This window comes from Saccharolobus shibatae B12 (assembly GCF_019175345.1).
Lineage (GTDB): Archaea > Thermoproteota > Thermoprotei_A > Sulfolobales > Sulfolobaceae > Saccharolobus > Saccharolobus shibatae.
Genome location: NZ_CP077717.1, coordinates 1,498,119 through 1,519,073, shown reverse-complemented (window position 1 = coordinate 1,519,073; position 20,955 = coordinate 1,498,119). Strand labels below are relative to the sequence as shown.

The 20,955-nt window shown below is 35.7% G+C and carries 28 protein-coding genes, 3 pseudogenes and 1 CRISPR repeat array (1 of these 32 cut by a window edge); of the genes and pseudogenes, 30 read left to right on the top strand and 1 reads right to left on the bottom strand.

Translation table 11 applies throughout. The features are described from left to right. A CRISPR array of direct repeats spans nt 1–415; the repeat unit is 25 nt (it extends 5,267 nt beyond the left edge of the window). A gap of 662 nt (nt 416–1,077) precedes the next feature. The 27 genes and pseudogenes from J5U23_RS08260 (at nt 1,078) to J5U23_RS08130 (ending at nt 18,342) form a co-directional block, all read left to right on the top strand. Next, nucleotides 1,078–1,230 carry a hypothetical protein gene (locus J5U23_RS08260; RefSeq protein ID WP_218257783.1) on the top strand — a complete coding sequence of 51 codons (153 nt, stop codon included), beginning with the start codon at nt 1,078–1,080 and terminating at the stop codon, nt 1,228–1,230. A gap of 4 nt (nt 1,231–1,234) precedes the next feature. Beyond that, nucleotides 1,235–1,777 (top strand): hypothetical protein, encoded by a 543-nt coding sequence (locus J5U23_RS08255; RefSeq protein ID WP_218265836.1) that lies wholly within the window; start codon nt 1,235–1,237, stop codon nt 1,775–1,777. Between the two features lie 51 nt (nt 1,778–1,828). Continuing rightward, nucleotides 1,829–2,248, top strand: coding sequence for a hypothetical protein (locus J5U23_RS08250; RefSeq protein WP_218265835.1), 420 nt, complete (start codon nt 1,829–1,831; stop codon nt 2,246–2,248). A 562-nt stretch (nt 2,249–2,810) separates the two neighbouring features. Further along, complete coding sequence (locus J5U23_RS08245; protein ID WP_218265834.1) at nt 2,811–3,323, top strand: hypothetical protein; 513 nt, start codon at nt 2,811–2,813, stop codon at nt 3,321–3,323. Further along, nucleotides 3,320–3,592: a hypothetical protein gene (locus tag J5U23_RS08240; protein WP_218257779.1), complete on the top strand. Its 273-nt coding sequence runs from the start codon at nt 3,320–3,322 to the stop codon at nt 3,590–3,592. Before J5U23_RS08245 ends, J5U23_RS08240 begins: the two co-directional genes overlap by 4 nt. Beyond that, complete coding sequence (gene cas6 / locus J5U23_RS08235; protein WP_218257778.1) at nt 3,592–4,311, top strand: CRISPR-associated endoribonuclease Cas6; 720 nt, start codon at nt 3,592–3,594, stop codon at nt 4,309–4,311. The genes J5U23_RS08240 and cas6 overlap by 1 nt, the downstream gene beginning before the upstream one ends. After that, complete coding sequence (locus tag J5U23_RS08230) at nt 4,299–4,916, top strand: helix-turn-helix domain-containing protein (RefSeq protein WP_218257777.1); 618 nt, start codon at nt 4,299–4,301, stop codon at nt 4,914–4,916. The genes cas6 and J5U23_RS08230 overlap by 13 nt, the downstream gene beginning before the upstream one ends. A 16-nt stretch (nt 4,917–4,932) precedes the next feature. Beyond that, nucleotides 4,933–5,310 carry a hypothetical protein gene (locus J5U23_RS08225; protein ID WP_244988754.1) on the top strand — a complete coding sequence of 126 codons (378 nt, stop codon included), beginning with the start codon at nt 4,933–4,935 and terminating at the stop codon, nt 5,308–5,310. Nucleotides 5,311–5,321: 11 nt separating this feature from the next. Next, complete coding sequence (gene csx7 / locus J5U23_RS08220) at nt 5,322–6,059, top strand: type III CRISPR-associated RAMP protein Csx7 (protein ID WP_218267519.1); 738 nt, start codon at nt 5,322–5,324, stop codon at nt 6,057–6,059. Continuing rightward, on the top strand, nt 6,052–6,888 hold the full coding sequence (gene csx7 / locus J5U23_RS08215; protein WP_218265833.1) for a type III CRISPR-associated RAMP protein Csx7: 837 nt from the start codon (nt 6,052–6,054) through the stop codon (nt 6,886–6,888). Before csx7 (J5U23_RS08220) ends, csx7 (J5U23_RS08215) begins: the two co-directional genes overlap by 8 nt. Then, a complete protein-coding gene (locus tag J5U23_RS08210) occupies nt 6,860–7,678 on the top strand; it encodes an RAMP superfamily CRISPR-associated protein (RefSeq protein ID WP_218265832.1) in 819 nt (272 codons plus the stop codon). The genes csx7 (J5U23_RS08215) and J5U23_RS08210 overlap by 29 nt, the downstream gene beginning before the upstream one ends. A gap of 1 nt (nt 7,679) precedes the next feature. Further along, entirely contained in the window at nt 7,680–7,844 is a 165-nt protein-coding gene (locus J5U23_RS08205) for a hypothetical protein (RefSeq protein WP_244988753.1), read from the top strand. 7 nt (nt 7,845–7,851) lie between these two features. Next, on the top strand, nt 7,852–10,344 hold the full coding sequence (locus J5U23_RS08200) for an HD domain-containing protein (RefSeq protein ID WP_244988752.1): 2,493 nt from the start codon (nt 7,852–7,854) through the stop codon (nt 10,342–10,344). Further along, on the top strand, nt 10,341–10,958 hold the full coding sequence (locus J5U23_RS08195) for an RAMP superfamily CRISPR-associated protein (protein WP_218265830.1): 618 nt from the start codon (nt 10,341–10,343) through the stop codon (nt 10,956–10,958). The genes J5U23_RS08200 and J5U23_RS08195 overlap by 4 nt, the downstream gene beginning before the upstream one ends. Before the next feature lie 41 nt (nt 10,959–10,999). Continuing rightward, entirely contained in the window at nt 11,000–11,869 is an 870-nt protein-coding gene (locus J5U23_RS08190) for a hypothetical protein (RefSeq protein ID WP_218267518.1), read from the top strand. 1 nt (nt 11,870) lies between these two features. Continuing rightward, the gene (locus J5U23_RS08185; protein ID WP_218265829.1) at nt 11,871–12,629 is read left to right on the top strand and encodes an RAMP superfamily CRISPR-associated protein; all 759 of its coding nucleotides are present in this window, start codon (nt 11,871–11,873) and stop codon (nt 12,627–12,629) included. A 1,078-nt stretch (nt 12,630–13,707) separates the two neighbouring features. Then, entirely contained in the window at nt 13,708–14,250 is a 543-nt protein-coding gene (locus J5U23_RS08180; protein ID WP_218265828.1) for a PaREP1 family protein, read from the top strand. A 56-nt stretch (nt 14,251–14,306) separates the two neighbouring features. Then, nucleotides 14,307–14,774: pseudogene (locus J5U23_RS08175) on the top strand (IS200/IS605 family accessory protein TnpB-related protein); the annotation flags it as partial. A gap of 19 nt (nt 14,775–14,793) precedes the next feature. Then, nucleotides 14,794–14,934 (top strand): annotated as a pseudogene (locus tag J5U23_RS08170) (IS1 family transposase); the annotation flags it as partial. Between the two features lie 180 nt (nt 14,935–15,114). Further along, nucleotides 15,115–15,444, top strand: coding sequence for a hypothetical protein (locus tag J5U23_RS08165; RefSeq protein WP_218265827.1), 330 nt, complete (start codon nt 15,115–15,117; stop codon nt 15,442–15,444). 95 nt (nt 15,445–15,539) lie between these two features. Beyond that, a complete protein-coding gene (locus J5U23_RS08160; protein ID WP_218257768.1) occupies nt 15,540–15,743 on the top strand; it encodes a hypothetical protein in 204 nt (67 codons plus the stop codon). A 79-nt stretch (nt 15,744–15,822) separates the two neighbouring features. After that, nucleotides 15,823–16,170, top strand: a complete 348-nt coding sequence (locus J5U23_RS08155; RefSeq protein WP_218265826.1) for a hypothetical protein — start codon at nt 15,823–15,825, stop codon at nt 16,168–16,170. 39 nt (nt 16,171–16,209) lie between these two features. Next, nucleotides 16,210–16,425, top strand: coding sequence for a hypothetical protein (locus J5U23_RS08150; RefSeq protein ID WP_244988750.1), 216 nt, complete (start codon nt 16,210–16,212; stop codon nt 16,423–16,425). Between the two features lie 333 nt (nt 16,426–16,758). Further along, nucleotides 16,759–17,013: a hypothetical protein gene (locus J5U23_RS08145; RefSeq protein ID WP_244988749.1), complete on the top strand. Its 255-nt coding sequence runs from the start codon at nt 16,759–16,761 to the stop codon at nt 17,011–17,013. A 37-nt stretch (nt 17,014–17,050) separates the two neighbouring features. After that, the gene (locus J5U23_RS08140) at nt 17,051–17,413 is read left to right on the top strand and encodes a hypothetical protein (protein ID WP_218265825.1); all 363 of its coding nucleotides are present in this window, start codon (nt 17,051–17,053) and stop codon (nt 17,411–17,413) included. 309 nt (nt 17,414–17,722) lie between these two features. Then, nucleotides 17,723–17,941, top strand: a complete 219-nt coding sequence (locus J5U23_RS08135) for a hypothetical protein (protein WP_218265824.1) — start codon at nt 17,723–17,725, stop codon at nt 17,939–17,941. A 53-nt stretch (nt 17,942–17,994) separates the two neighbouring features. Next, nucleotides 17,995–18,342 carry a hypothetical protein gene (locus J5U23_RS08130; RefSeq protein WP_218265823.1) on the top strand — a complete coding sequence of 116 codons (348 nt, stop codon included), beginning with the start codon at nt 17,995–17,997 and terminating at the stop codon, nt 18,340–18,342. A gap of 528 nt (nt 18,343–18,870) precedes the next feature. Here the strand turns inward: J5U23_RS08130 and J5U23_RS16000 are convergent. Continuing rightward, nucleotides 18,871–18,999 (bottom strand): hypothetical protein, encoded by a 129-nt coding sequence (locus J5U23_RS16000; protein WP_261310577.1) that lies wholly within the window; start codon nt 18,997–18,999, stop codon nt 18,871–18,873. 542 nt (nt 19,000–19,541) lie between these two features. Here J5U23_RS16000 and J5U23_RS08125 point away from each other — a divergent pair. From J5U23_RS08125 to J5U23_RS15790, 3 genes and pseudogenes are all read left to right on the top strand, one after another. Further along, nucleotides 19,542–19,988: a hypothetical protein gene (locus J5U23_RS08125; RefSeq protein ID WP_218261575.1), complete on the top strand. Its 447-nt coding sequence runs from the start codon at nt 19,542–19,544 to the stop codon at nt 19,986–19,988. After that, nucleotides 19,985–20,377: a MarR family transcriptional regulator gene (locus J5U23_RS08120; RefSeq protein WP_218265822.1), complete on the top strand. Its 393-nt coding sequence runs from the start codon at nt 19,985–19,987 to the stop codon at nt 20,375–20,377. The genes J5U23_RS08125 and J5U23_RS08120 overlap by 4 nt, the downstream gene beginning before the upstream one ends. 389 nt (nt 20,378–20,766) lie before the next feature. Continuing rightward, nucleotides 20,767–20,924: pseudogene (locus J5U23_RS15790) on the top strand (IS630 family transposase); the annotation flags it as partial. Nucleotides 20,925–20,955 lie beyond the last annotated feature (31 nt).

Genomic DNA, 20,955 nt, shown 5'->3' with positions numbered 1-20,955 from the left:
GTGAGAAACTTTCAATTCCTTCTAGGATTAATCTTCAGGATGAAGGATGAGAAATCAAATACATTACTTTACTTTCAATTCCTTCTAGGATTAATCTTAGTTATATATGACTGTATTTGTGGTGGTACTATACCTCTTTCAATTCCTTCTAGGATTAATCGATAATGCAAGTGGCTGCTATATTTGTTTACAATCAATACTTTCAATTCCTTCTAGGATTAATCTCCGAAGATAAGCCACTTACTTGTTTCCACACAATAACTTTCAATTCCTTCTAGGATTAATCTGAACTATGGCGTGGAAAAATTGATTTTAATAAATATCTCTTTCAATTCCTTCTAGGATTAATCGAAAGGGTTTTTGATGTATCTTCCTGCTTCTTATCGTTAACTTTCAATTCCTTCTAGGATTAATCTGATGTGTTTTTATACTTCTTATCTTTCTTTTCTCCTTTCTCACTTATAAATTTTCATGACTATCCTTTACTCTTCATGCGACCAATTTTAGTTGTAATTAATTTAACAATTTCTGGTCGCAAGGATTTTATGTTAAATTGAAATACACCCTATCATTTATAAACGTTCAATTATTATAGAAAGATTCGTTTTGGTCGCATTGAGACTCGAACCTTCACACTTTTAAATTACTTAATGAAAACGAAATTTAAAGTTCTTTTCATGATAATAATATTTCACTAATTTCGTAACATATCGATATATACTTTTTATCTTCTATCGTTCTCCTTTTATCTTTCTTTCACTGTAACGTATAATTATCTTTTTAAACTTACTTTTAAATACGCAATATTTCCTAATTTCACTAAGGCTGATAAAGTAAAATTTTTTTAACGTGAGAATTACTTTTTATTATACTCCTTGAGACTTTAAAGGGCAAGACTTTCTCCCTAATATAAGGAAAGGTTTTTGTGTAATTTTAGAAATGTCGTTGTCCTTTAGACTATAAGCAAGTATAACGTGCAGTATATAGATAATTATGAGGATAGATTATATATAAAAAAGAGTTTAATGCCAGAAATCTATGAGTAAAACTTATAATCATTTTTGTAGAAGGTTTATTATGTCATCACGAAATAGGTTGTTATTTTACATTGCTGGGGACGTATCGGGATATAACGTCGTTAAATACATTGGATATTTGTTAGTTAGAAAGGTAATTGTTAATCCTTGCGTTGAACCACAAGATACAAATACCTATAAAAGTAAAGTATAATATAATGGCGTACATAACTGATGACTTTGAGTTCTGGGCTTGGGTGAGTAATGAGCCAAAAGTGATGAGGATGTTTAATGAATTGGAAAAAGCTTTCAAAAGATTTGAAGGTTCATTAATGTCTTTAGGTTATAATTACATATATCTAGATGTTTTTCCCTTTGATCAGAGAAGGATAACTGTTGTATTTGGTGAATACGAACCACTACACGTTGATGAGCTTGAGGGTAAGGAGGAAGAACGTGTCATGAAGGAACGTGAAAATTACTTTTCAATTACTTTTGATAATATTACTCCATCTCCGATAGAACAACCTACTTCGCTATCATATGAAGTGTATGCAATGTGGTGGCTCCATCATGAGGTTCCTGAGGAAAGCGATTTCGTTAATTTGGAAGGAATTGTTGAGAAGGGTCTATTCCATTGCGTGAATGGAGACAAGCGAGAGGGTAAGTCTCAAGCGAAATACCTCTGGGACTTAGAGGAATGCTATAATAATTTAATAAAAGCAGTGAATAAAAGGGACTTTAAATTCCCCTTAATGTAAAAGGGATATAATTTTCCAATAGATTTAAAATATGTTTCTCTTTAATCTTTAATGATGTCTTCTAGCCGTTTTTATCAACGATCTAGGAGGGCTATAGTTTATGAAACTGATGCTCTCTTCAGATATACGAGTGAGGCTGAGTTAAAATTCGTAATCGAGAAAGGAGTAATTATGTCTTACAATCCAAAGGGTACGTATTTGACAAATTTGTTTACTGATGACCCAGATGTTGCTGTAAAAATGTTAGCCCTATCTAAGCTTCCTCGATATAGAATTGGTCCTATTCCCATTAGTAAAAAGTTATTTTCTAAAGTTAAGTATGTAGGCATTGTGACGCCAAAAGGAAGAAGTAGGGGAGGAGCAAAGGAATACGTTTTTATTGATCCCATAATTATTGATGTAGAGAACCTTTACGTTTACGACTTTAAAGATAGAAGAACATATAGAATTCGTTTACCCTCTATTCGTTAAGACACTATTTGAAACAGTAAGAGGTTAAATAGCTAAAATACGTAAGTTAATGGTTTACTTGAAATTGAACTAGCTTCAATTATTATCAGTAAACTCTTACATAGATGTGCTTACTCGCTTCCTTTTCGATAAAGAAAAATTTAAAGTGTAAATGACGATAAGGGAATATAAATTTTCCCATTTACGCATGTTAATTCCTAGATTTTTCATAAAAACCTCAAAGAAAGATAATGGAAGATAGGCTAGTAAAACTTATATATCATGAAATAGCAGAAGATCTTGTCCTAAAATGAATTGATATAAAATATCCGTCATCCAATATCTAATAGCTATTTTCGGTCTACTGTTTTTCCTACAATGATGTTTTTTAATATTTTTTAGGGAGCGATTATATGAGAGGATGCAGTACAGAAAATTTTTTAAGCTAGCTATGAAAAAGTTAATCACGACCTAAAATGGTAAAAAGATATTGCATAACTAAGGCATATAATAAACTAAATAAAGATTTTTTACAAATTAAGGAAGAAGATAGTGTAGATTAGGGAACTGAGGGGTGAGCCTGATGAGGTTCCCATCTAACACTATAGAGTATCAACTATACAAAATAGCATCGTTTAGAGTAAACTATAAAGCTAAATTTGAGAACATTAATTACACCAAACACAACGACTTTTACTATTCTATTAGTGAGATTGTTAATGACATCCTCGGTATAAAGGAAATTAACATAGGAGTAACACTAGAAAATAGCATAAGGGAGTTCATTAATGCAGAACCAGCTTATAGAGTTTGTAAAGATAACATTTGCGGTCGGCCTGATTTCATTAAAGACTATATTCCAGGAGAAATTAAGAGCTTTGCAAGAGAAGTAGACCCCACTTTCGAGAAGAAGGGAATACTGCAAGCTGCGCTCTACGCTTGGCTTTACGGAACTAGAAGGGCAAGCTTCGTTTCAGCGATTTACGATATTGACTCCAATGATGCAGATTACGCCATAGTTAAGAGGATTGACTTCTACAATGTTATAATTACGAAGATTTCAATAAAGAAGTATTTACGCATGGTGGTTGCATGATCAAGGTTACCTTCAGTAACGTTTACGTGATACCATCTGATAGACCAATAGCTGACGGAGGGAACTTAGTGATTAGCTTGACGAATGATAACATTCAAATTCACTTCAACGTATTTCCATATTCTCCAAGTAGGGAAGCGATAACGATAAATGTAGAAGATTTGAGTAAGTTGATTAAGGGTCTTGAGCACTCATTAAATACAACAGCTAGAATTAAGGATTACGGGCAGAACTCATTGTTACATTCAGTCTTAGAGAGGTTGATATAATGATAGTTGCTGAAGTTTTCGTTAAGCCTGAAAACGACGCAATTATACCCTTTAGCAGTAAGATTGGGAAGAGCCTTTTATTAGACCCAAAAAACGTTTCAATATCACCGCTAAAGTACAAGGGAAAATATCTACTAAAATATGTATCAGTCCCAACATATCTGGAAGTCATTGGCAGTAACGTTTATTCCTTTGAAATTGGAGGTGATGAAAAGAACGTATATTCAGCCTTAATTAATCTAGATAGCAGGCATTTATTCAATACTTTTTGGAAAGTTATTGACGTTGAGGTTCACGAGGTCGAGGTTAGTTCGATCCCGAAAAACTTCGAGGTCGAAATTATGACACCGGCATTGATAGTGTCTCCTTACGTAAAGGAAAAGAAAAAGGTGTTCACTAACAAGTCCGAGTACGTTTTCTTCAATAACGTTATTGACGCTACGGGGTTAAATAGGGGTGACAAAAAACTTAATGAGGTGATCTCTCGTTTTGCTCAAATGCTTTGGGAAGAGCCCTCAATTATGAAGTACGCAAGTGTGAGGTATGATGATAAGTTGGTTATAGGACTCACTGGAAAGTTAAGGTACTCCGTTAAGGGAGAGAATGAAATTTTAGTTAAGGTTTTGGAAAACGCAATTGCAAGAGGCATTGGTTCATCAAGGAGGAATGGGTTTGGTGTTGTTAGAGTGAAAGGGGTTGATGTGAGTTGGTCACGATAATTGCATCAGATTTGGTTTACCTCAACTACGAGTTAGAGAACTATACGAAGAACGTTAATAAGGCTATAATTTGCGGGGATGTTAAAGGAACTAGGTTAAAGGTTGACAACGTTCAAGTTATTGACAATTGTAGTTCTCTAAGTTTTGAGGGAATAGCTGAAAAAGTTGCTGAGAAAATCAGTAATAGTAAGGACAGCTACGTAGTTTTGATTACTGCTAATTCCATTAGGTTCAATATTGCAATGCTTTACCTATTTTCCACTATTAACAGAAAGGTGAGGTTTGTAATTTACGATAAAGAAAGGATTGAAGTAGATGGAGAGATTTTCAAAAAGGTTGAGATTGATCATAAAACGTTTGTCGTATTAATGGAGATGATGAACGGGCATTATAAGATAGAGGAAATTGAGAGGATTACGGGCATAAGTAAGGCTACTGTCTCAAGGATTAGGAGGAAATTGGAGGAAATGGGTTTAGTTAAAAAAGTTGATAGTGGGAATTACTATGTTACTGAGAGGGGGAAGATTGTAGTTTTTGGAACTGGATTTTTCAGAAATGTGAAAAAGAAAGGGAGGTATTATGATGACCAAATCTTATATATGTAAAGACGTAAATAGATATGTGTCTTCCCAAAATTTACTTGATACTGCTACTAGAATAGCTATTTCTGCAATAAAGCCAAAACCTAATCGCCAAAAGTATGAACCAGTTGTCAATTCAAGTACCATAAACAGTTTGTTGAGTTTTCTACAAAGTAGAAGGGATATGAATGAGTTATTGCTTTACATTATGCGTCAAGCAGGAAGAGAGGAGATTGACGAGGAGACAGGGAAGTTATTGTTAGCTAGTTTAAAGGATAAGGAGATGAAGGAAGCTGTGAATCTGTTGGGATATGTAAAGTGGGTTTATGATGCTTTAACGGGGTTAGGTGTCAATTACAATAATGTGAGAAATGTTAAGACTTTCAAGGAACTTGTTAGTATCTTGAGTAAGGTGTGAAAATGTCTTGTATGGATCTTGACGCCATAACCAGCATTGTGAAGATTGAGGGTAAGCTACGTAATGAGACCCCCTTAAGGGTAGGTAAGGGTAAGACTCAGGATTTCACTGAAGCTACAGATAACCCTATAATTAAATATGGGGATAAACCTCTCATACCGGGGTCAAGTTTAAAGGGGGCGTTCAGGAGTTTAATAGAATCCTTTACAAATTCGCTAAACGATAGTAAGTATTATGTATGTGATTTAGACGATAATGAATGCGTTAGTTGTGAGGAGAAAAAGAAGGACAACGAGGTTATAGAGAGAAGGTATTGTATTCCTTGCATATTGTTTGGTTTTAAGGATTTGGCTTCAAGGATTTATATTTTGGACTCCTTAGCTGAAAAGTATTCGATTTCACAGAGGACAATGGTTGCAATTAACAGGGTTTTCGGTGGTCAATCGCCCGGCCATTTATATAATTTGGATTACGTAGATCCCGGTGCTGAGTTTACTCTTACCATGATGATTTACAATCTTAACTTAATTGAGGGGGAGAAGGAGGATTGGAAGGTGAAGTCTATTGATGCCCTAAAGTTCCTTTTAGCGACCTTGGTTAAAGAGGGAATTTTCATAGGTGCTAGGAAGAGTGTTGGTTATGGTCTAATTAAGTTAGTTGAAGGTAAGGTGACCTTATATAAGGCGCCTAACCTAATTTCCCCCGTCACTGTGAAGAAGTTAGAAGAGGTGATTGGAGGCAATGGTTAACTATTCCTTTATTAATAAAAGTGTGATAAAGAGGACTACAATTATTGAAGGTATAGTGGAAACCCAATCTCCTTTGAGGATTGGGGGAGGTAGGGAGAGTTTTGATCCAGCTTCCATAGCAAGGGATTCCATTCTAAAGGATGCGGAAGGTAAACCGCTAATTCCAGGATCATCGTGGAAGGGGATATTCAGATCTACTGGAGAAAGGATTTTAAGGTTAAGAAATATGGTGGTTTGTAGCGGTATAGGAAAGGATTACTGTCTGAACAATAATGAAATGGAGAGGGAATTCGAAAGGGGATTGAGGGGAAATATCAATGAAGCGTTAAGGGTGTTTTGGGACTATACTTGCTTGAACTGTAAAGTTTTTGGGACAATGAGCGTCATAGGTGCCGTGAGATTTCTGGATTCGCTTCCCATTAGCTACTCATTGAATACCAGGTCAATGATAGCGATTAGTAGAAGCGAGGGTGCTGTAGCTAGAAGGGCTTTAGTTACTGTGGAATACGTTGAGACGGGATCGAAGTTCAGTTTCAAGATGATTGGCTATAATTTACCTAATTACGCTATTGGTTACTTGGTTACGATAATGAAGAATGTTCACGACGGATTTACGCAAGTCGGAGGACATAAGAGTAGAGGTTTCGGTTTTGTGAGGTTTGGTAAGGTTAAGTTCACTGACGTAGGAGAAAAGAAGATTGGGGATGAGGATATTGCAGTAAAGGATATGAGTGGGTTAGAAGAGGAAGATGGAAATAAGTTTTTCGAAAAAATGAAACCCTTCATGGAGGTTTTCAATAGTGCAAAGATCCCCTATCCGAAGAAGTGATTACACTCCCAGAGATAAAAAGGGTTTAGAGGGAGTGATTGAGTTACAGTTTGCTGTAGTTTCCGACTACTTACACGTGGGTTCCGGAAAGTATGATGTGGAGATAATGAAGAGTGTTAGTGACGTTAGACAATTGGTTGACGAGTACTTAAAGGGAAATAAAATACCTAATGTTGCTCAGTACTTCTCAAGAGTAGCTTTTCTGATGGTTAAAGAAAAGGATAGAGTTGTTATCCCGGGATCAACCATTAAGGGAATGGTTAGGAGTAGGCTGGAATTATCTGTACCGGGTTCATGTTACATAGTTACTGGTCAAGCTACTTCATCCTCCGCAACATACAAGAGGATTTTCAACCCTGATCCCAATAGGGGTAGTGATAAGTTTGACGTTGATAAATTTCCGCAAGTTTGTCCAGTGTGCGATTTGTTAGGCAATACGGGGTTAGCCAGTAGGGTATCGTTTAGCGATTTCGTGATGACCTCTGGTAAAGTGGATTACTTTAACGTAATGGGTAGGGATTACGAAGTCGCCACTAAGGGTTCAATTTTCACTGGAAGAGTTGTATATAAATCTCTAAATTCCGTTGAGCTTGGAATGTTGCTATATGGTTTTGGCTTCATTAGAGATTGTAGTAGCTCTAAGGTTATGTTGTTGGGTAGGTTCAAGTTCGCTGATAGGAAGTTTGGAAGGGTTAGATTCAGTTTGAAAACTTCTCCAACGGAATGTAATAAATATATTTCTGATTTTGTTAAACAATTCAATCCGAGAAATATTAATGAGGAGTGGTAAAATGAAGAAGTGTATTAGATATGATTTATACATAGAGGAATGTAAACCCGGCAAGGATTACCTATATGAGTTGAATTGTAATGAAAGCGAGGAAGGTAATATGAAGAGAATTGAATGTAATGGGGTAAGGTATATTGAGATGGAGGTGAGGTACAATAAGGGGTAAGTTGCTATTGCCAGATGAGAGAGTTGAGTTCGTAGACGAAAGTGAAGTGCAGAGTTTAAGGAAGGACGTTGTAGATACTTTGAAAGCATTTTCGGCTTTAGCCTGTGAGTTGGCAAATAATAACGAGACCATAGCTACAGATATTTTCGCTGATCTAATTTCCATAATTTATAAGCTCCCAATGGTGATTTCCTACGTCCCTGGTAATAGGCTCTCAACCCCGCATGAGTACTTCTTCACTTACATTGTTTATAGGCATATGGCTGATTCCATACCAGTTAACGATATTGTGAGTTTATTGAAGAAACTGGAAGAGCAGAGAAAGGCCATGGAAGAAGTTTTAGGATATGTGAAGACTTTGAGGAGAATTTATGAGAAATTGCTTCACGTTCCAGCTGATACTAGGCCGGGATATAATTTCACGTCTTTAGCCTCTCACCTTCAATTATCATCAATCCTAGTATGGTTATTGCAAAAGGGATCAGTGGATTTAAACTACTTGAGGATTGCAGCTCTACTTCATGACCTAGGTAAGTTGTTCAACCCAACTCAACACGTTAGTGAGTCAATTAAGATTTTGGATGAGGTCATTGAGGGAGCTGAGTGTCTAAAGCCCAATTTAACTAGGGTTAAGAGTTTAGTTGAACAACACCACGCTCCTTTGGAGACCATTTTGAATGATGCTGATAGGTTAGCTGCAGCTACTGATAGGTTTAGTGAAATAGTGAAAGGTGCTATAAATAACACGAAGATAAGAGAGTGCTACAATTGGTGTTATGGCAAAGATGCGAAGGCAAAGGAATGTATGGAGTGTCTTGAAAAGTACGGGAAAGAGACCTATAGTGAGGAAAGTAAGGGATTATATAGAGTAATATATAATGAAATTAATAAAGCCTTTAATACCCAGAAGACTGAGGGAAATCCAATAGGTTACTTGGTTTACGTTGATTTCCCTGGAATACAGAGATTCATAACTAGTTTTCCCAAGTTAAGGGAAATGAGCTTCGCTAGTTTTCTAGTTGACTTTGTAACTTCGGTTTACTCCTTTATAGCCTTAGATCAAGCGTATTACGAAAAGACTAGTAAGAAGTCTAGAATTCCGGCGGAGGCGTTGTTAAGTGGTTATGGTGGTCATTCATATATTATAGTTAGGAGTGACTTCGGCTCTAAAGATGACGTTAAAACAACATTGGGAAGTGCTTCTTCCTCTGCCCTTAGTAAGTTAGATCTTAGATTGGACGTTAAGGTTGTTGATTTCGCCTATGAGAAATACATTAGGAATTACAGGGAGATTTACGATGAAATGAAGTCAAAGAGTTATGAGAGGTATCTGATTTCTGGAGACGGTAAAATTTACTCTTATGGTTTACATAGAGTTTGTGATAATTGTGGAGTGAGGCCAGCTGTTGATGTAGTCGAGGATGAGTATTTATGCGAGACTTGTAAATTAGTTAGAGAGCTATCTAGGGATAGAGGTTTTATGGCAAAACTTAAGTCAATGTATTATTTGGTTGAGGAAGGTAAAGAAAGCAATTCTCCCATTTCTCCTCAAGAACACATAAAGTTTGATCCTAAGGATAATGAGACGTTTAGCAAGTACGCCATGGAGATTATTGCGGGATATAGGAACATTTCTGACACTAAGTATGTCGCCTTTATCAAGGCTGATGGAAATAACGCTGGTAAAATCTTTGGGAATACCATTACTTTTTCAGAGTACGTCGATAAGAGTTTTAGGTTAGATTACGGGGTAAAGAAAATGTTCTATGACACGTTACTGGACATTTTAAGGGCCTCTGGAGATGAGTCGGTTAAGAAGGATTTGGTTTCAAGGATTTTACTAGGTGTACTTTACTTGGGAGGTGACGATATTACGATATTACAGCCCTCGGCAATAGCCGTGCCTTTTGCTACTAAAATGTTTAAGAGGAGCTTGGAGTATACGGGATTTACGTTCAAAGTGGGTATTATATCAGTTAAACCAGATCACCCAGTGCAATTCGCCTATGGGGCTGTAAACACGCTCATGGAAGAGAGTAAGATTCAGACAACTGCACCAGGTGGGAAGTCCTCAATAGGGGTTTTGGTGTTTTCCTCAACTTTAGCCAGTGAGGGTGTTGTTAAGAGTGATCTAGAAAATTATAGGAAAAAGGAAGAGAGCTTATTGGTGGTTTCTAATGACGTTGATGATATAGAGAAATTTTTGAAAATAATGGAATTGGACGACTTTGGAAAGTTGATTGAGTTATACGGTAATCCAGAAGAGGGTAGAAAGGTAATTAGGGATAAGATAAGGCCTTTAGAGAATTTCGTCAATTACGCAGATACTCATGAGTTTTACAATACTTTAGCTTACATATTAAGAGCTAAGGCTAGAAGCGATGAAGGTAGTTTGATTAGGAACATTACTGATTTGATTTTAAAAGGTAGAGATAATAATTTCGTGTTTCCACTTTACGATTATTACTTCATATTAAAAACGATCAGGGTGGGAATATGATAGCGGTTAAGGTGAGCATGAGGAACTTGACTTCACTTACAATAGCTGGAGGCAGTACTATAAGCTCTATAGATATACCTTTAAACCCACTTAGAATCCCGCCGTCTAGCATAAAAGGTGCCATGAGGACTGCAGTACACAATTTATTACCTAAAGGGTACACGTCATGCGGAGAGGTTGAACCTGAAAGTATTAAGGAAGCCCATGAAAAAGGGGTTTGTGATGTGTGCAAACTTTTCGGTTATCCAGATTCACTTACGGGGTGTTTCACTATAGAGGTTTCTCATGCTGATTACCGTATCTCCTATATAACTAGAGTTTCAATTGATGATAAGACACAAAAGGCGAGGGAGGGGTCACTTTTTACTCAAGAAGTTATATTGCCGAATAATGATATCTCCTTCACAATTTACTATACTTGTAATGACGAAAGGTTGTTTAAACTTCTACTTTACTCTATCTTAGATTTAAGGTATTGGAGATTAGGAAGGAATACGATGGTTGACGTAAAGGTGAATAATATTGAGGAAATTTGTAAGGGAATTAAGTGTGATGATGAAATTAAGGGAATACTAAATCAACTTTCCAGTTATTTGTGGGGTGAGAATAAATGATGTTAATAAAGTTAAAGGTTAACGGTTATATAACAACCCAAATGAGGAAAATTAGGAATTACTATTTCTCCATTACAAACTACATTCCTTCAACAACTCTTAGAGGGGCTATTCTAGCTGAATATTTTAATCAAACGGGGAAGATCGACGAGAACTTTTACGTCTCTCCAGCTTATCCAATTAGGACTGCACCAACTCATTATTTCAGTCCAGCTACTGAGAGGAAGGGTGATGAATTCATTGAGGTTAAAAAGGTACTTGAGAAGAAGGAAAAGGAGTTTGAGGCCAATAGACCAATTGAGGAAATTATGAAATTAGAAATAGAAGGTAAAAATCCTAAACCGAAAATCGGATCTTTAATAACTTACGAGGGGGAAAGTGAGAAGGAGAATAAATACAAGGGATTTTCGAGTAAATCCACCATTCAAATGCATGTTGCCATCGATAAGACATCAATATCGTCATACAAGGGAATGTTGTTCGCTTATGAGTACAAACACTTCGATGAAATGTGGGCCATTGCTTCAGACTCTGAAGTTATTGATACTGTTAAGATAATAAAGATTGGTAGAGGGAAAAATAGGGGCAATAAGATTGTAAATATTGAAAAGGTTAAGGAAGTGTCATTGGATCAGTCGAAGGGGTTATTATATTGTCTATCGCCTTGTGTGATATCACTATTTGGAAAAACGTTCTTTAAGGCTAAGCACATTATAGGGGACAAGTCCATGTATTCTGGCTGGTTTACGGCGGACAGTTTTAGTGGTCAAAAACCCGTTTTTGAGACCTTGAGGGAGGGTTCCCTAATTTACGTTGAAAGCTTTAATAACGAGAAGAGCATAATGCCGGCGGGTCTAAATTTCATGTTTAGAATATCGGACTTGAAGTCATTACTTGATAAGGTGAGCTAGAATGGCTATTCAATTATTTAAATTGAATTTCAAGTTAACTACGGGATTCAGAGTAGGGGGAAGTCAAGAGATAGGCGACAACGTATTACGTCAATTAAGAATAGGACCAGAAGGTGTAATGATTCCTGCAAGTAGTTGGAAGGGAATGTTTAGAAGAGTAAGTGAGGTCATTTTAAATAATAATGATCATTTTGAAGGGCATAGTAAAAAGGAAATAGACATTAAGACGATAGGAGCTCTGTTGAAGAGTGATGAGCGGTTTAGAAGGATAGCCGTTAGTAATGTTGGTAAGGATGTTATTACACAAAATGGTATAAACGTTAGTAAGCTAACTAGTGAAAGCTTGAATGAACTAAGGGAAATCTACAACGAATATAATTGCCCAATAGAGAGATTGTATGGAAGTAATTATTTTGCTGGTGGTATAACTATTTCAGATAGTCTAATTACTAGTGCGAGTATCACGGAAAGAACACACGTCACTATTGATAGGAAAAGTAAAAAGTCCTCTGAAGGGCATTTGTTCATCGAGGAGGTGGTTAATACTGAAAAGATTGTAGTTAAGGTAATAGTTAGAAATGAGTTCGAATTATGGAGGAATACTTTAAAGTTCTTAAAGGAAGTTGGCTATTTCATAGGAGGAAGTAAGTCTAGGGGTATTGGTTATATTGTACTAGACGATAGTGAGAGTACATTTGCAGTCGTAAGTAACATCAGCGAGATTCCGAAATTTACAGAAATAAAGGGATATCTTAGTTAAGTATTAGTCTTTTCATTTTTAATGAATTTGTAAAAGTTATCTCTCAGTGCGAAAGTCATATGTTAATCTCAGCTATTAATTACATTCTCAATTGTTTTTCGTTAGAACATACACGAATTGACCTATTATCTAAAAAAGTTAATAGCTGGCTTATCCAGTGTCTTAAGAGGTAGGAATTTGACTATCTATACTGAGCCTCCTCAAGATAGTCTAACCGCATGAAAAGCCTAGTCAATTTGTTGAGAAGTGAATTAGAAGAAGGAAGTTTTGATAATTGAGAACTTAAAAGCCTTTCTCAAGAACTACCTCCGGAATAAGTAGTGCTGAAAAATACGCCATATCTGTCTTAGCCGATAGTGTCGTCATATTGAGGTATAAAGAGGAGAATAGTGGTGAAGACGATTTGCTAGTAGGTCGCACTCATATGACATAAACGAAGAGTAAGTACTACAATTACAACGATAAGGTCTGGAAAGAATACGATTAGTTGTTAACGTTAGACCTCTTAAAGGATTCCAATTAATCCTTTTCTTTATTACGAGTGCAACATTGGGTACCGCAGTTTACGATTCGAAGAGGAAATAAATGAGGTAAGAGGACAGATGTAATAGAAGTAGTAGAGACGGAAATAAAATACGCTAACGCTATCATTGGCTACGTTAAGATATATTATGCTTATATATTACGTGAAAATGAGATAGAGAGAGGTTAGAGAATTCGTTGAAAAGCCTGTTGATATGGACATAAACGAATTATTAGCCTATATGGCTAATAAGCCAAAATACGAAAAAATGTTATAGCTCTTTAACCTTGGATAATGAGTCAAAGAGTAAGGCAATCAATTTTGTTAATTCGGTATAAATCATATAAAATATAAATCTAGTTTCAATTCACCAAAAGATTTAACAGCTAATAAAGTGATTATATTGTGATTTTAATCATGTTCAAAAATCTTTATTGTTAATCGGAGATTTTAAAAGAGAAGACTCTAAGGGAATTTTAACCAAATTTCAAATAAATGAAATTATCGACCACCCTCGAGTCAAAATATTTAAGGCTTAAATGATAAGTTAAAATTGTGAATTCCCCAGAAGTAGTTAAGCTCTACGATAAGTTAAATAAAAAGGAAAAGCTTAGTGACTACGACCTCTCTCTAATTAAAAGTCTATCATACGAAACGGGATGGAGCAGGGATGACATTATGGACGAGATTAAAAATTTAGATAAGGACCCTAGACAACGTATTGAAATTTACAAAAAGATTTTTGAAGAATATTATGAGGAAGCTATAAAATTAAGGGATAGACAAGGTGGAGAGAAATTGTGGGGAGCAGTTACAGCGTTGATAAAAGTATATGCTGCTAATAAGGGAATAATGTTATCTCATTGGAGTCATTACGATTTATATAATTTCATCGCAAGTAATGTCGAAAAGAAAAAGCAAATTAGACTATCAGATGGCACTTTAATAAAACCTTACCAGCTATTTGTTGACCTATTAGCCTTTGCCGATCAACTACATAAGAACTTTTACGAATCGCATTTACCTAAGGAGGTATTTGAAGATATTTTCAATGAGGTTGTCGAACTTGTAAAGAAGGCTAAGGAGATAATATTTTAGTTAAAAAAGAAAGAATGAAGAAGATTTACTTATCTCTTCTTCTTGTTGATAATAAGAGGATGGAAAAGAACAAAAGCAGTGGGCTTAAGCATAGGATTCATCAATGGAGTGTTATTAATTTCGTGGAGATGCTTAATGCACAGCCAATAGACGTTGAGGAGGTCTCTGAGGCTTACACTTCGTCAATTAACCAATTTAACGGTGAGAGGCTGAAGAAGGGTAGGCAAGTTGTCGAGAAGATTATTAAGGTTTTTAACCCCTACATGATGACGGGCACTGCTCACGAGGGTAGGGGTATTAAAGTGGTTAAAGTGAATGCTAGATATTTAGACGGTGGGAATGTTTTATTGGAGAGGGACTCAATTGCACCTCTAAACATTGTGAGAAAGGTGGATGGGAGGGTAGTGGTGTTTCCCTCGACTAGCTCCAATGAGTTAAGGGTAAAGGTGTATGATCCCTTAAGAGGTGTGCCCGTGACGGAATTAGAAGTAATAAAAAGTAAGCATAAGTTACGCCACGGGTAAACACTTGCTAAGATACTAGGTTAATAGGAGTGAGAGGACGGTTGAGTATAGTCTTGCCTTGTTGAACGTCATGTACCTTGTAATCTATTCAAGGGAGATTACTCCCTTGGATGAGGCTTACCGGAAGGGAGTAGAGAATATTAGTGAAAATCTGATATAATTTTACTAATAGATATCGAATAAGATGATTGCATGAGAACATCCCGTTTGCTCATTCTCTAGTTTTGCGTGAATTCCCAGAGGAAAGTGTACCGTCTAAGGTAAGGAGTTTGCTTCAATGGATTCAATACTGACAATGTTTGCAAAAAACATAATATCTGGGTAAGTTAGGTAATTTGTGATGAGGTTAGGGGTAAGGACTCTTTGGCTTATTATAATTATTTGTAATATTATCGATTTGCTCTGCAGTTACGGTTTGTATACTGGATATATCGCAATAACCGGCGGTTTCGTTGAAGTGGCTCCTATAGCGAAGATAGTTGAAGATAATGGAGTTCTTGTGCTACCTGATCTTATTAGTCTTAAAATAATAGGATTAAGCCTTACCTACTGGGATACGAAGTTCTTCCCCCGCTCAAAAACCTTAATACTTAAAATTCTGGCATCTGTCTCATTACTCCTTGTAATTTACGAAATATTTATTTTGCCACGTTTGTCTACTATTCTTTAAGGCTTTTTTAATTCCATAAATGGCTTTGAACTATGCCTTTTCAAATGCTACTCTTTGGATAAGATTTTTTATTTTTTATTTGAAGTTTGTTTTCGATGCAAACTATCACTATATCATACGGAAATCTTTCAACTAACGGTACACCGTTTGGAACTTTTTTCACTACGCCTCAACAACCCACCAGTTTCCCACAAGAAGGTTTTCTTATTTCCATTGTTCTCATATCAATGGCATTGATTTTGATTTCCCTTACCTTATTCGATGTATTTCGTGAGGTGAAGAAGAAGAGAGGAAGATGACGGTTTTAATAGTCACCTAATCTCGTGCTGAGTCGTGTTTGCAAAAAACATAATATCTGCGTTAGTTAGGTGAAAGTTGATGAGAATCCTTAAAATAGTATGGATTCTCTTCATCCTACTTAACGTCTATGACGTCATATTATCTGTATTATATTGGTGGAAAGGAAATATGACGTTTGAAGAGAACTACTTTATATGGTACTATTATTATTACGAAGGTCATATCTCGCTTATTTTAGCGTTAATGATGGTAATATCCATAAAACTTCTGTTTTTCACCGGAGTCTATTGGTATACAAGGCTCTTCGACCTATTTAAGGTAGGTAAGTATAAGTGGCTTTCATTACTACCATTTATCGCAATATCAATAATAATAGATGCAAATAACACATTTATCCTTCTCTTTAACTACGCCCCACCCATTTAACTAAGCCCTTTTTAAAGTCTACCTTCTTTTTCCCTGACAATGAGGAAGTCCTATCTAGCCCTACTAGGAATACGTTACAAACTATCCGATCCAAATAATTGGATTAATAGTAATGTATCATGGGCTTTTGCTTGGTTATCTAGTAACCCTTCATTTTCTGCAAACGCTTACACATCGAGTAGTAGTGCTCAAATCTCGGGAACCTTACAACTTAGTTACACAGAAACACCATTAGTTCTAGCACATATCGACTAACGAAAAAGTATATTATAAAGAATCTTTTTTTCTTATATGGCGTCCTCGGGTATTAATTTTGGCCCAATGAACCAAACTATTAAGCTTGTTCCTTATTCGCCACCTCCGTGGTATGTTCAGTATGCCCCGGAAATTGCCTTAGCGATCGTTTTAGCCTCTTTAGGAATTTTGGTACTTGTGAGTCCCAGATTCCGCTGGATGATAAAGAGGTATCTGAGATTTTAGGTCTCTTTTAATGTCATTTTCTTTTTTCCCACTCTTAATGAATAATGACGTTATAATAGTTAGATCACTAGTTCCCAACGGAACTATTTCTACTACCCAATAGGCAACATGTTACCGAATGCATCGGTAAACTTCTCATATACAATCTCAAGTTTCACAATAGAAGGAAAACCGGCTACATCCGTCGATGTGTTTTCAGTGGGCCCACAATACTCGAGTCCAATATATACATCAAGAAGTAATTGGTTTAAATGGATATCCGGTAGTGTGACTTTCTCAAATCTTGGTGCCTACACCTATACCGATTTGGCTAGAATAGGAGGAAGTGCACAAATAAGCTACACGACGTCACAACTATATTAAGCAAAATCTTTTTTACCTCTTTTTAAATCTGTCTTATATGAAAAAACTGTTTACAGTTGTAGGTTCTATTTTCTCTGGTTCGGGGATTTGGCTTAAGTTAGTAGATAAACCAATTCCAGCAGTAAAAATAATAACAGATAACGGAACGTTAATCAAAATGTGTCCACTTCAGCCAGTAACTACTCAGTTAGTACATGGAATCCTTAATAGTTCACAACCAATACCAATTGAAGTTTATAATAGTTCAACTGGTATACCTGTTTCGTCATCTTTGACCATATACTACATACAAATCCCACCACCTTGGTATGCTAACTTATGGCCGGAAGTCTTAACAATAGGTATAATAATGTTAGGAATTGCGATATTCAGCTGGATTAAACTTAAATTTAGAAAATAGCCCTTTTTAAAGTCTACAATGGTGGATGGGACTACCTATACCAATTCACCTATCCAATTGGTACTACATGTGGGTTATAAGGAATAGCAGTTGTTCTAATTTTCCTCGGTAATACAAAATTCCCGGCACTACCGATAAAGTTTTTAGTTTAGTGTTTAGTTAATTAAAAATATGAGGATAAACTCCTCAGGTTAGTTGAGATGTGTTTAGTTGATGCACTAGGTTTGATGAAAATCTTTAAGTTACGTTAAAGTAGAACAACAACTGCTAAAGGAAAATGTTTTCTATTCTGTTCTTTCTTTTTTAATCATGGCTTTCTTTGTTAATAGCACGCCGGCGAATATAACTAATATATCTATTTTCCCTGGTGAACCACCTAGATTTGCCCAACCGCTTCCTCCACCTCCTTGGTATGCACAATATTTACCGGAGTTTATTATAGTAGCGGGTATTGTAGCTACCGTATTAACTTTTTACTTTTCACCGGAGTTGAGGAGCATTATTAAGAGATTAAGGGGCTATCCTTAAAACTCCCTACTCTTATGAAAGGTTTTATAAACTGTAGTTAATGTTTTTAGCACATGAGGAAAGCAATTTTAATATTAATGGCAGCTCTAGTCCTTCTCGGTGTGACATTTTATCTGCACTCAATAGATCATACGATAAAAACAGTAACAACTACAACTGTTCATCTACCGTTAATAATATTCTTCTCTGAAAAGGTTCAACTACCGGCTACAGTTACAGTCCAAACACCGCAAGGGCCTGAAACAGTTACTGTTGAGCCCTCGGGACAAACAGTAACAGCAGAGACAACATACATTCACCCACCCTATGCCAATCTCTGGCCCGAAATATTAGCAGTCAGTATAGCGTTCTTAGCCTTAGCGATTTTCCTTGTCATTAGACCCAAAAAAGACCCCTTATGAAAACCCCTTATAAATGCAAACTTTTTTTGCTTTATATTAGGTTAAAAATATTCAACATATACTTAACACTTATTTCTGCAGTATTCATAGAACTTTCCTTTTGTTTCCACTCAGTAGATCACGCAAAAAACGATGTTTATAGAAGCAATAAACGGTCAATATTATCTATATCCCAACAATAGCCCTATATACAGATCAATATTTTGCGGGAATTTCTAGAACTAGTTAGCTCTGAATTACAAAGTTTCCATTCTAAATTAATTGCTGAAAAGGGATTTACAGAGTAAGAGGTTAAGGGGGCATACAGCTTCACCATTTATGGAGATGGAGAGCTTCTTATATTTAAATACTTCTTTATCGAGATATCTTTTAGTGATGCTGACGACGCTCCTTTTCAGATCGATTGAGGGTTTAATGGGACTGAATGAGGGCAACTATCATCTCTATTTAAGGGGCTAGACGTTATGGATGAAAGTTCCCTTCTCTTTTCATATGGGGGAGTTTCGGCATCCCCTACTCTCCCTCAAATTAGAGATGTAAACCCGAATCAATGAGGGGAACGATGAGCCCTCTGGGTATTATCCTCTCGTTTGAGGTCAGTTCTATCTCCTCTTCCCTCTGCTCCTTCAGTACCGCTTTAATTTCCTCAACATTCATTGGAATATACTCCAGAAAATAGTTAATAAACTTTTGGAGTATGCTCCATAACTAATTTGGTGTAAAAGTCCTATAGCAGTATCAATGATATGATCTTTTAGTAATAGTGGCAAAAGAACAATAAAGACTAGTTTTAATTTAAGATGTTGAAAATGAGAGAGTTACCGGAAACAACAAGATATATGCTGACCATTTTACCTCCGCACTTACTAGGCTCTATATTCTCCGTCTCTAACAAACATAAGTTTGTAAGCGTGGGAAGAAAAAGACTATCTAACTTGCAAATCTTAGTTAATCTACTGTAGAGAAATAGTGTAGTCATTAAGAACAGGAATTGCTGAAATCCAAGTTAAGCTGCTTTGTTGAATGCCTCAATTTCCTTAAATGTTAATCTCCTTGATTTCTCTTAAATTCTAAATATAAGGTTGAATTAAAAGTGAGTTTAATTTCAACTCCGATAAAAATTGAACTAATCCATAAAGTAGTTTCGACCAAAAAGTTTAAATATTAACTTTACTTAAGTAAAGTTGAGTGAAGAAAAAATGGGTGAAGAAAATCCGTTTGATAAGATAATACAAATGCCACTTGATAGACTAAGAGAAATAATGAATAAAACAAATCTAGAAAGTCAAGTATCTAATGAGATTGTTGGAGATGATTGGAGAGTAAAAATCACTGAAACAAAAATAAGAAAAGACAACAACGATGAAGCTATATACAAATTTTATGGTATTTATCTCGGAAATAAGTCAGTAGCGGTGAGTGTTACAAGTGAAGGAAAACTTAGGCATGTAATATTAAATGACGTAAAAATAGTTAGTGAAACTGACCAGACTATAAAGAAGAAGAATACAATGCTGTTACTGGATTATGAAAACCACAGGGTGATGGTTACAGAGGGTGAAATGGAACTATGGAAAGGTAAGACTGGGTTTGATGCAATTAAATCCTTCAATATCTTAAAGAACGAAGTGAGGAGCTTGCAATGAATATAAATAGGCAGAATAGATTTTATATCGTGAAGAGAAATTTAATACTCGAATATTGTAAGACTCCGAGATCCTTCACGGAACTGAGGAAACTAACTGATATGTCCGACGCGGGTCTGTCTAAGGCACTAAACGATCTAGTAAAAGAGGGGTATTTGCAGAAGACATCAGATGGAAAATATGTGATAACTGATAAGGTAATGCAAAGCTATAAGGAGAGAATAGTTAATGGAATCTGGTTTAAATATCAAGGAATTTCTGACGAAAAAATTGAGAAAATGGCTGATCTTTTGAAGGATGAGGGAGAATTTTACATTGTAGCTTCTAAAGGCAATATCAAGACAGACGATTTAATTCTAATGCTGCAGTACCTATTATTATTTGAATAACTTTTTAATTATATTTTTATCAATAAATATTCGATGGTAGTAATGATACAACAATCGGTAATAATGTAATATTTAAACTCATCTTTTTAAAATGATGTCTTGATCGTCCTCATAATACAAGGATTAGATAATAACTATTCTACATTAACTATTTATGTGAAACGATCCAGAAAGATAAAAATTATAACTTATGAAAACATTAAGAAGAAATTGAGTCGAATAGTGTTACGGTAAATAGAATTAAATTTTATAGTGTTACTTGAGTAGTCTTTTAAGTGTATTCCCTTAACCTTAAACAATCGTAATTTTTGCATGTAATAAATAAACCCATGGGAGTTGCAAAGGGGGACTAGAAGGGATTATCAAATTTAGTGGGGAGATGCTGGGAAATGGGCATGTTTAGGGTAATAAAAAGGGGATCAAAAAACTTCTTTAAAAAACCCAAGAACCTAAATGAGACTAATAGAGAAATATTACTATACTTGGAAGGGATGAACAGTAAAAAATACTGCAAGTTCACTTGAACACAATTTACAGATGGATCGACTAATTCAAAAGAGTAAGAGATCATGTTGTTA

Coding starts and splice junctions, on each gene's coding strand:
- cas6 (WP_218257778.1), top strand. CDS start 3,592: ATGATAGTTGCTGAAGTTTTCGTTAAGCCTGAAAACGACGCAATTATA.
- J5U23_RS08160 (WP_218257768.1), top strand. CDS start 15,540: ATGCAAACTATCACTATATCATACGGAAATCTTTCAACTAACGGTACA.
- J5U23_RS08260 (WP_218257783.1), top strand. CDS start 1,078: ATGTCATCACGAAATAGGTTGTTATTTTACATTGCTGGGGACGTATCG.
- J5U23_RS08145 (WP_244988749.1), top strand. CDS start 16,759: ATGTTACCGAATGCATCGGTAAACTTCTCATATACAATCTCAAGTTTC.
- J5U23_RS08185 (WP_218265829.1), top strand. CDS start 11,871: ATGGCTATTCAATTATTTAAATTGAATTTCAAGTTAACTACGGGATTC.
- J5U23_RS08155 (WP_218265826.1), top strand. CDS start 15,823: ATGAGAATCCTTAAAATAGTATGGATTCTCTTCATCCTACTTAACGTC.
- csx7 (WP_218265833.1), top strand. CDS start 6,052: ATGGTTAACTATTCCTTTATTAATAAAAGTGTGATAAAGAGGACTACA.
- J5U23_RS08130 (WP_218265823.1), top strand. CDS start 17,995: ATGAGGAAAGCAATTTTAATATTAATGGCAGCTCTAGTCCTTCTCGGT.
- J5U23_RS08150 (WP_244988750.1), top strand. CDS start 16,210: ATGAGGAAGTCCTATCTAGCCCTACTAGGAATACGTTACAAACTATCC.
- J5U23_RS08250 (WP_218265835.1), top strand. CDS start 1,829: ATGATGTCTTCTAGCCGTTTTTATCAACGATCTAGGAGGGCTATAGTT.
- J5U23_RS08125 (WP_218261575.1), top strand. CDS start 19,542: ATGGGTGAAGAAAATCCGTTTGATAAGATAATACAAATGCCACTTGAT.
- J5U23_RS08135 (WP_218265824.1), top strand. CDS start 17,723: ATGGCTTTCTTTGTTAATAGCACGCCGGCGAATATAACTAATATATCT.
- J5U23_RS08195 (WP_218265830.1), top strand. CDS start 10,341: ATGATAGCGGTTAAGGTGAGCATGAGGAACTTGACTTCACTTACAATA.
- J5U23_RS16000 (WP_261310577.1), bottom strand. CDS start 18,999: ATGAATGTTGAGGAAATTAAAGCGGTACTGAAGGAGCAGAGGGAAGAG.
- J5U23_RS08255 (WP_218265836.1), top strand. CDS start 1,235: ATGGCGTACATAACTGATGACTTTGAGTTCTGGGCTTGGGTGAGTAAT.
- csx7 (WP_218267519.1), top strand. CDS start 5,322: ATGGATCTTGACGCCATAACCAGCATTGTGAAGATTGAGGGTAAGCTA.
- J5U23_RS08245 (WP_218265834.1), top strand. CDS start 2,811: ATGAGGTTCCCATCTAACACTATAGAGTATCAACTATACAAAATAGCA.
- J5U23_RS08205 (WP_244988753.1), top strand. CDS start 7,680: ATGAAGAAGTGTATTAGATATGATTTATACATAGAGGAATGTAAACCC.
- J5U23_RS08190 (WP_218267518.1), top strand. CDS start 11,000: ATGAGGAAAATTAGGAATTACTATTTCTCCATTACAAACTACATTCCT.
- J5U23_RS08140 (WP_218265825.1), top strand. CDS start 17,051: ATGAAAAAACTGTTTACAGTTGTAGGTTCTATTTTCTCTGGTTCGGGG.
- J5U23_RS08120 (WP_218265822.1), top strand. CDS start 19,985: ATGAATATAAATAGGCAGAATAGATTTTATATCGTGAAGAGAAATTTA.
- J5U23_RS08240 (WP_218257779.1), top strand. CDS start 3,320: ATGATCAAGGTTACCTTCAGTAACGTTTACGTGATACCATCTGATAGA.
- J5U23_RS08165 (WP_218265827.1), top strand. CDS start 15,115: ATGAGGTTAGGGGTAAGGACTCTTTGGCTTATTATAATTATTTGTAAT.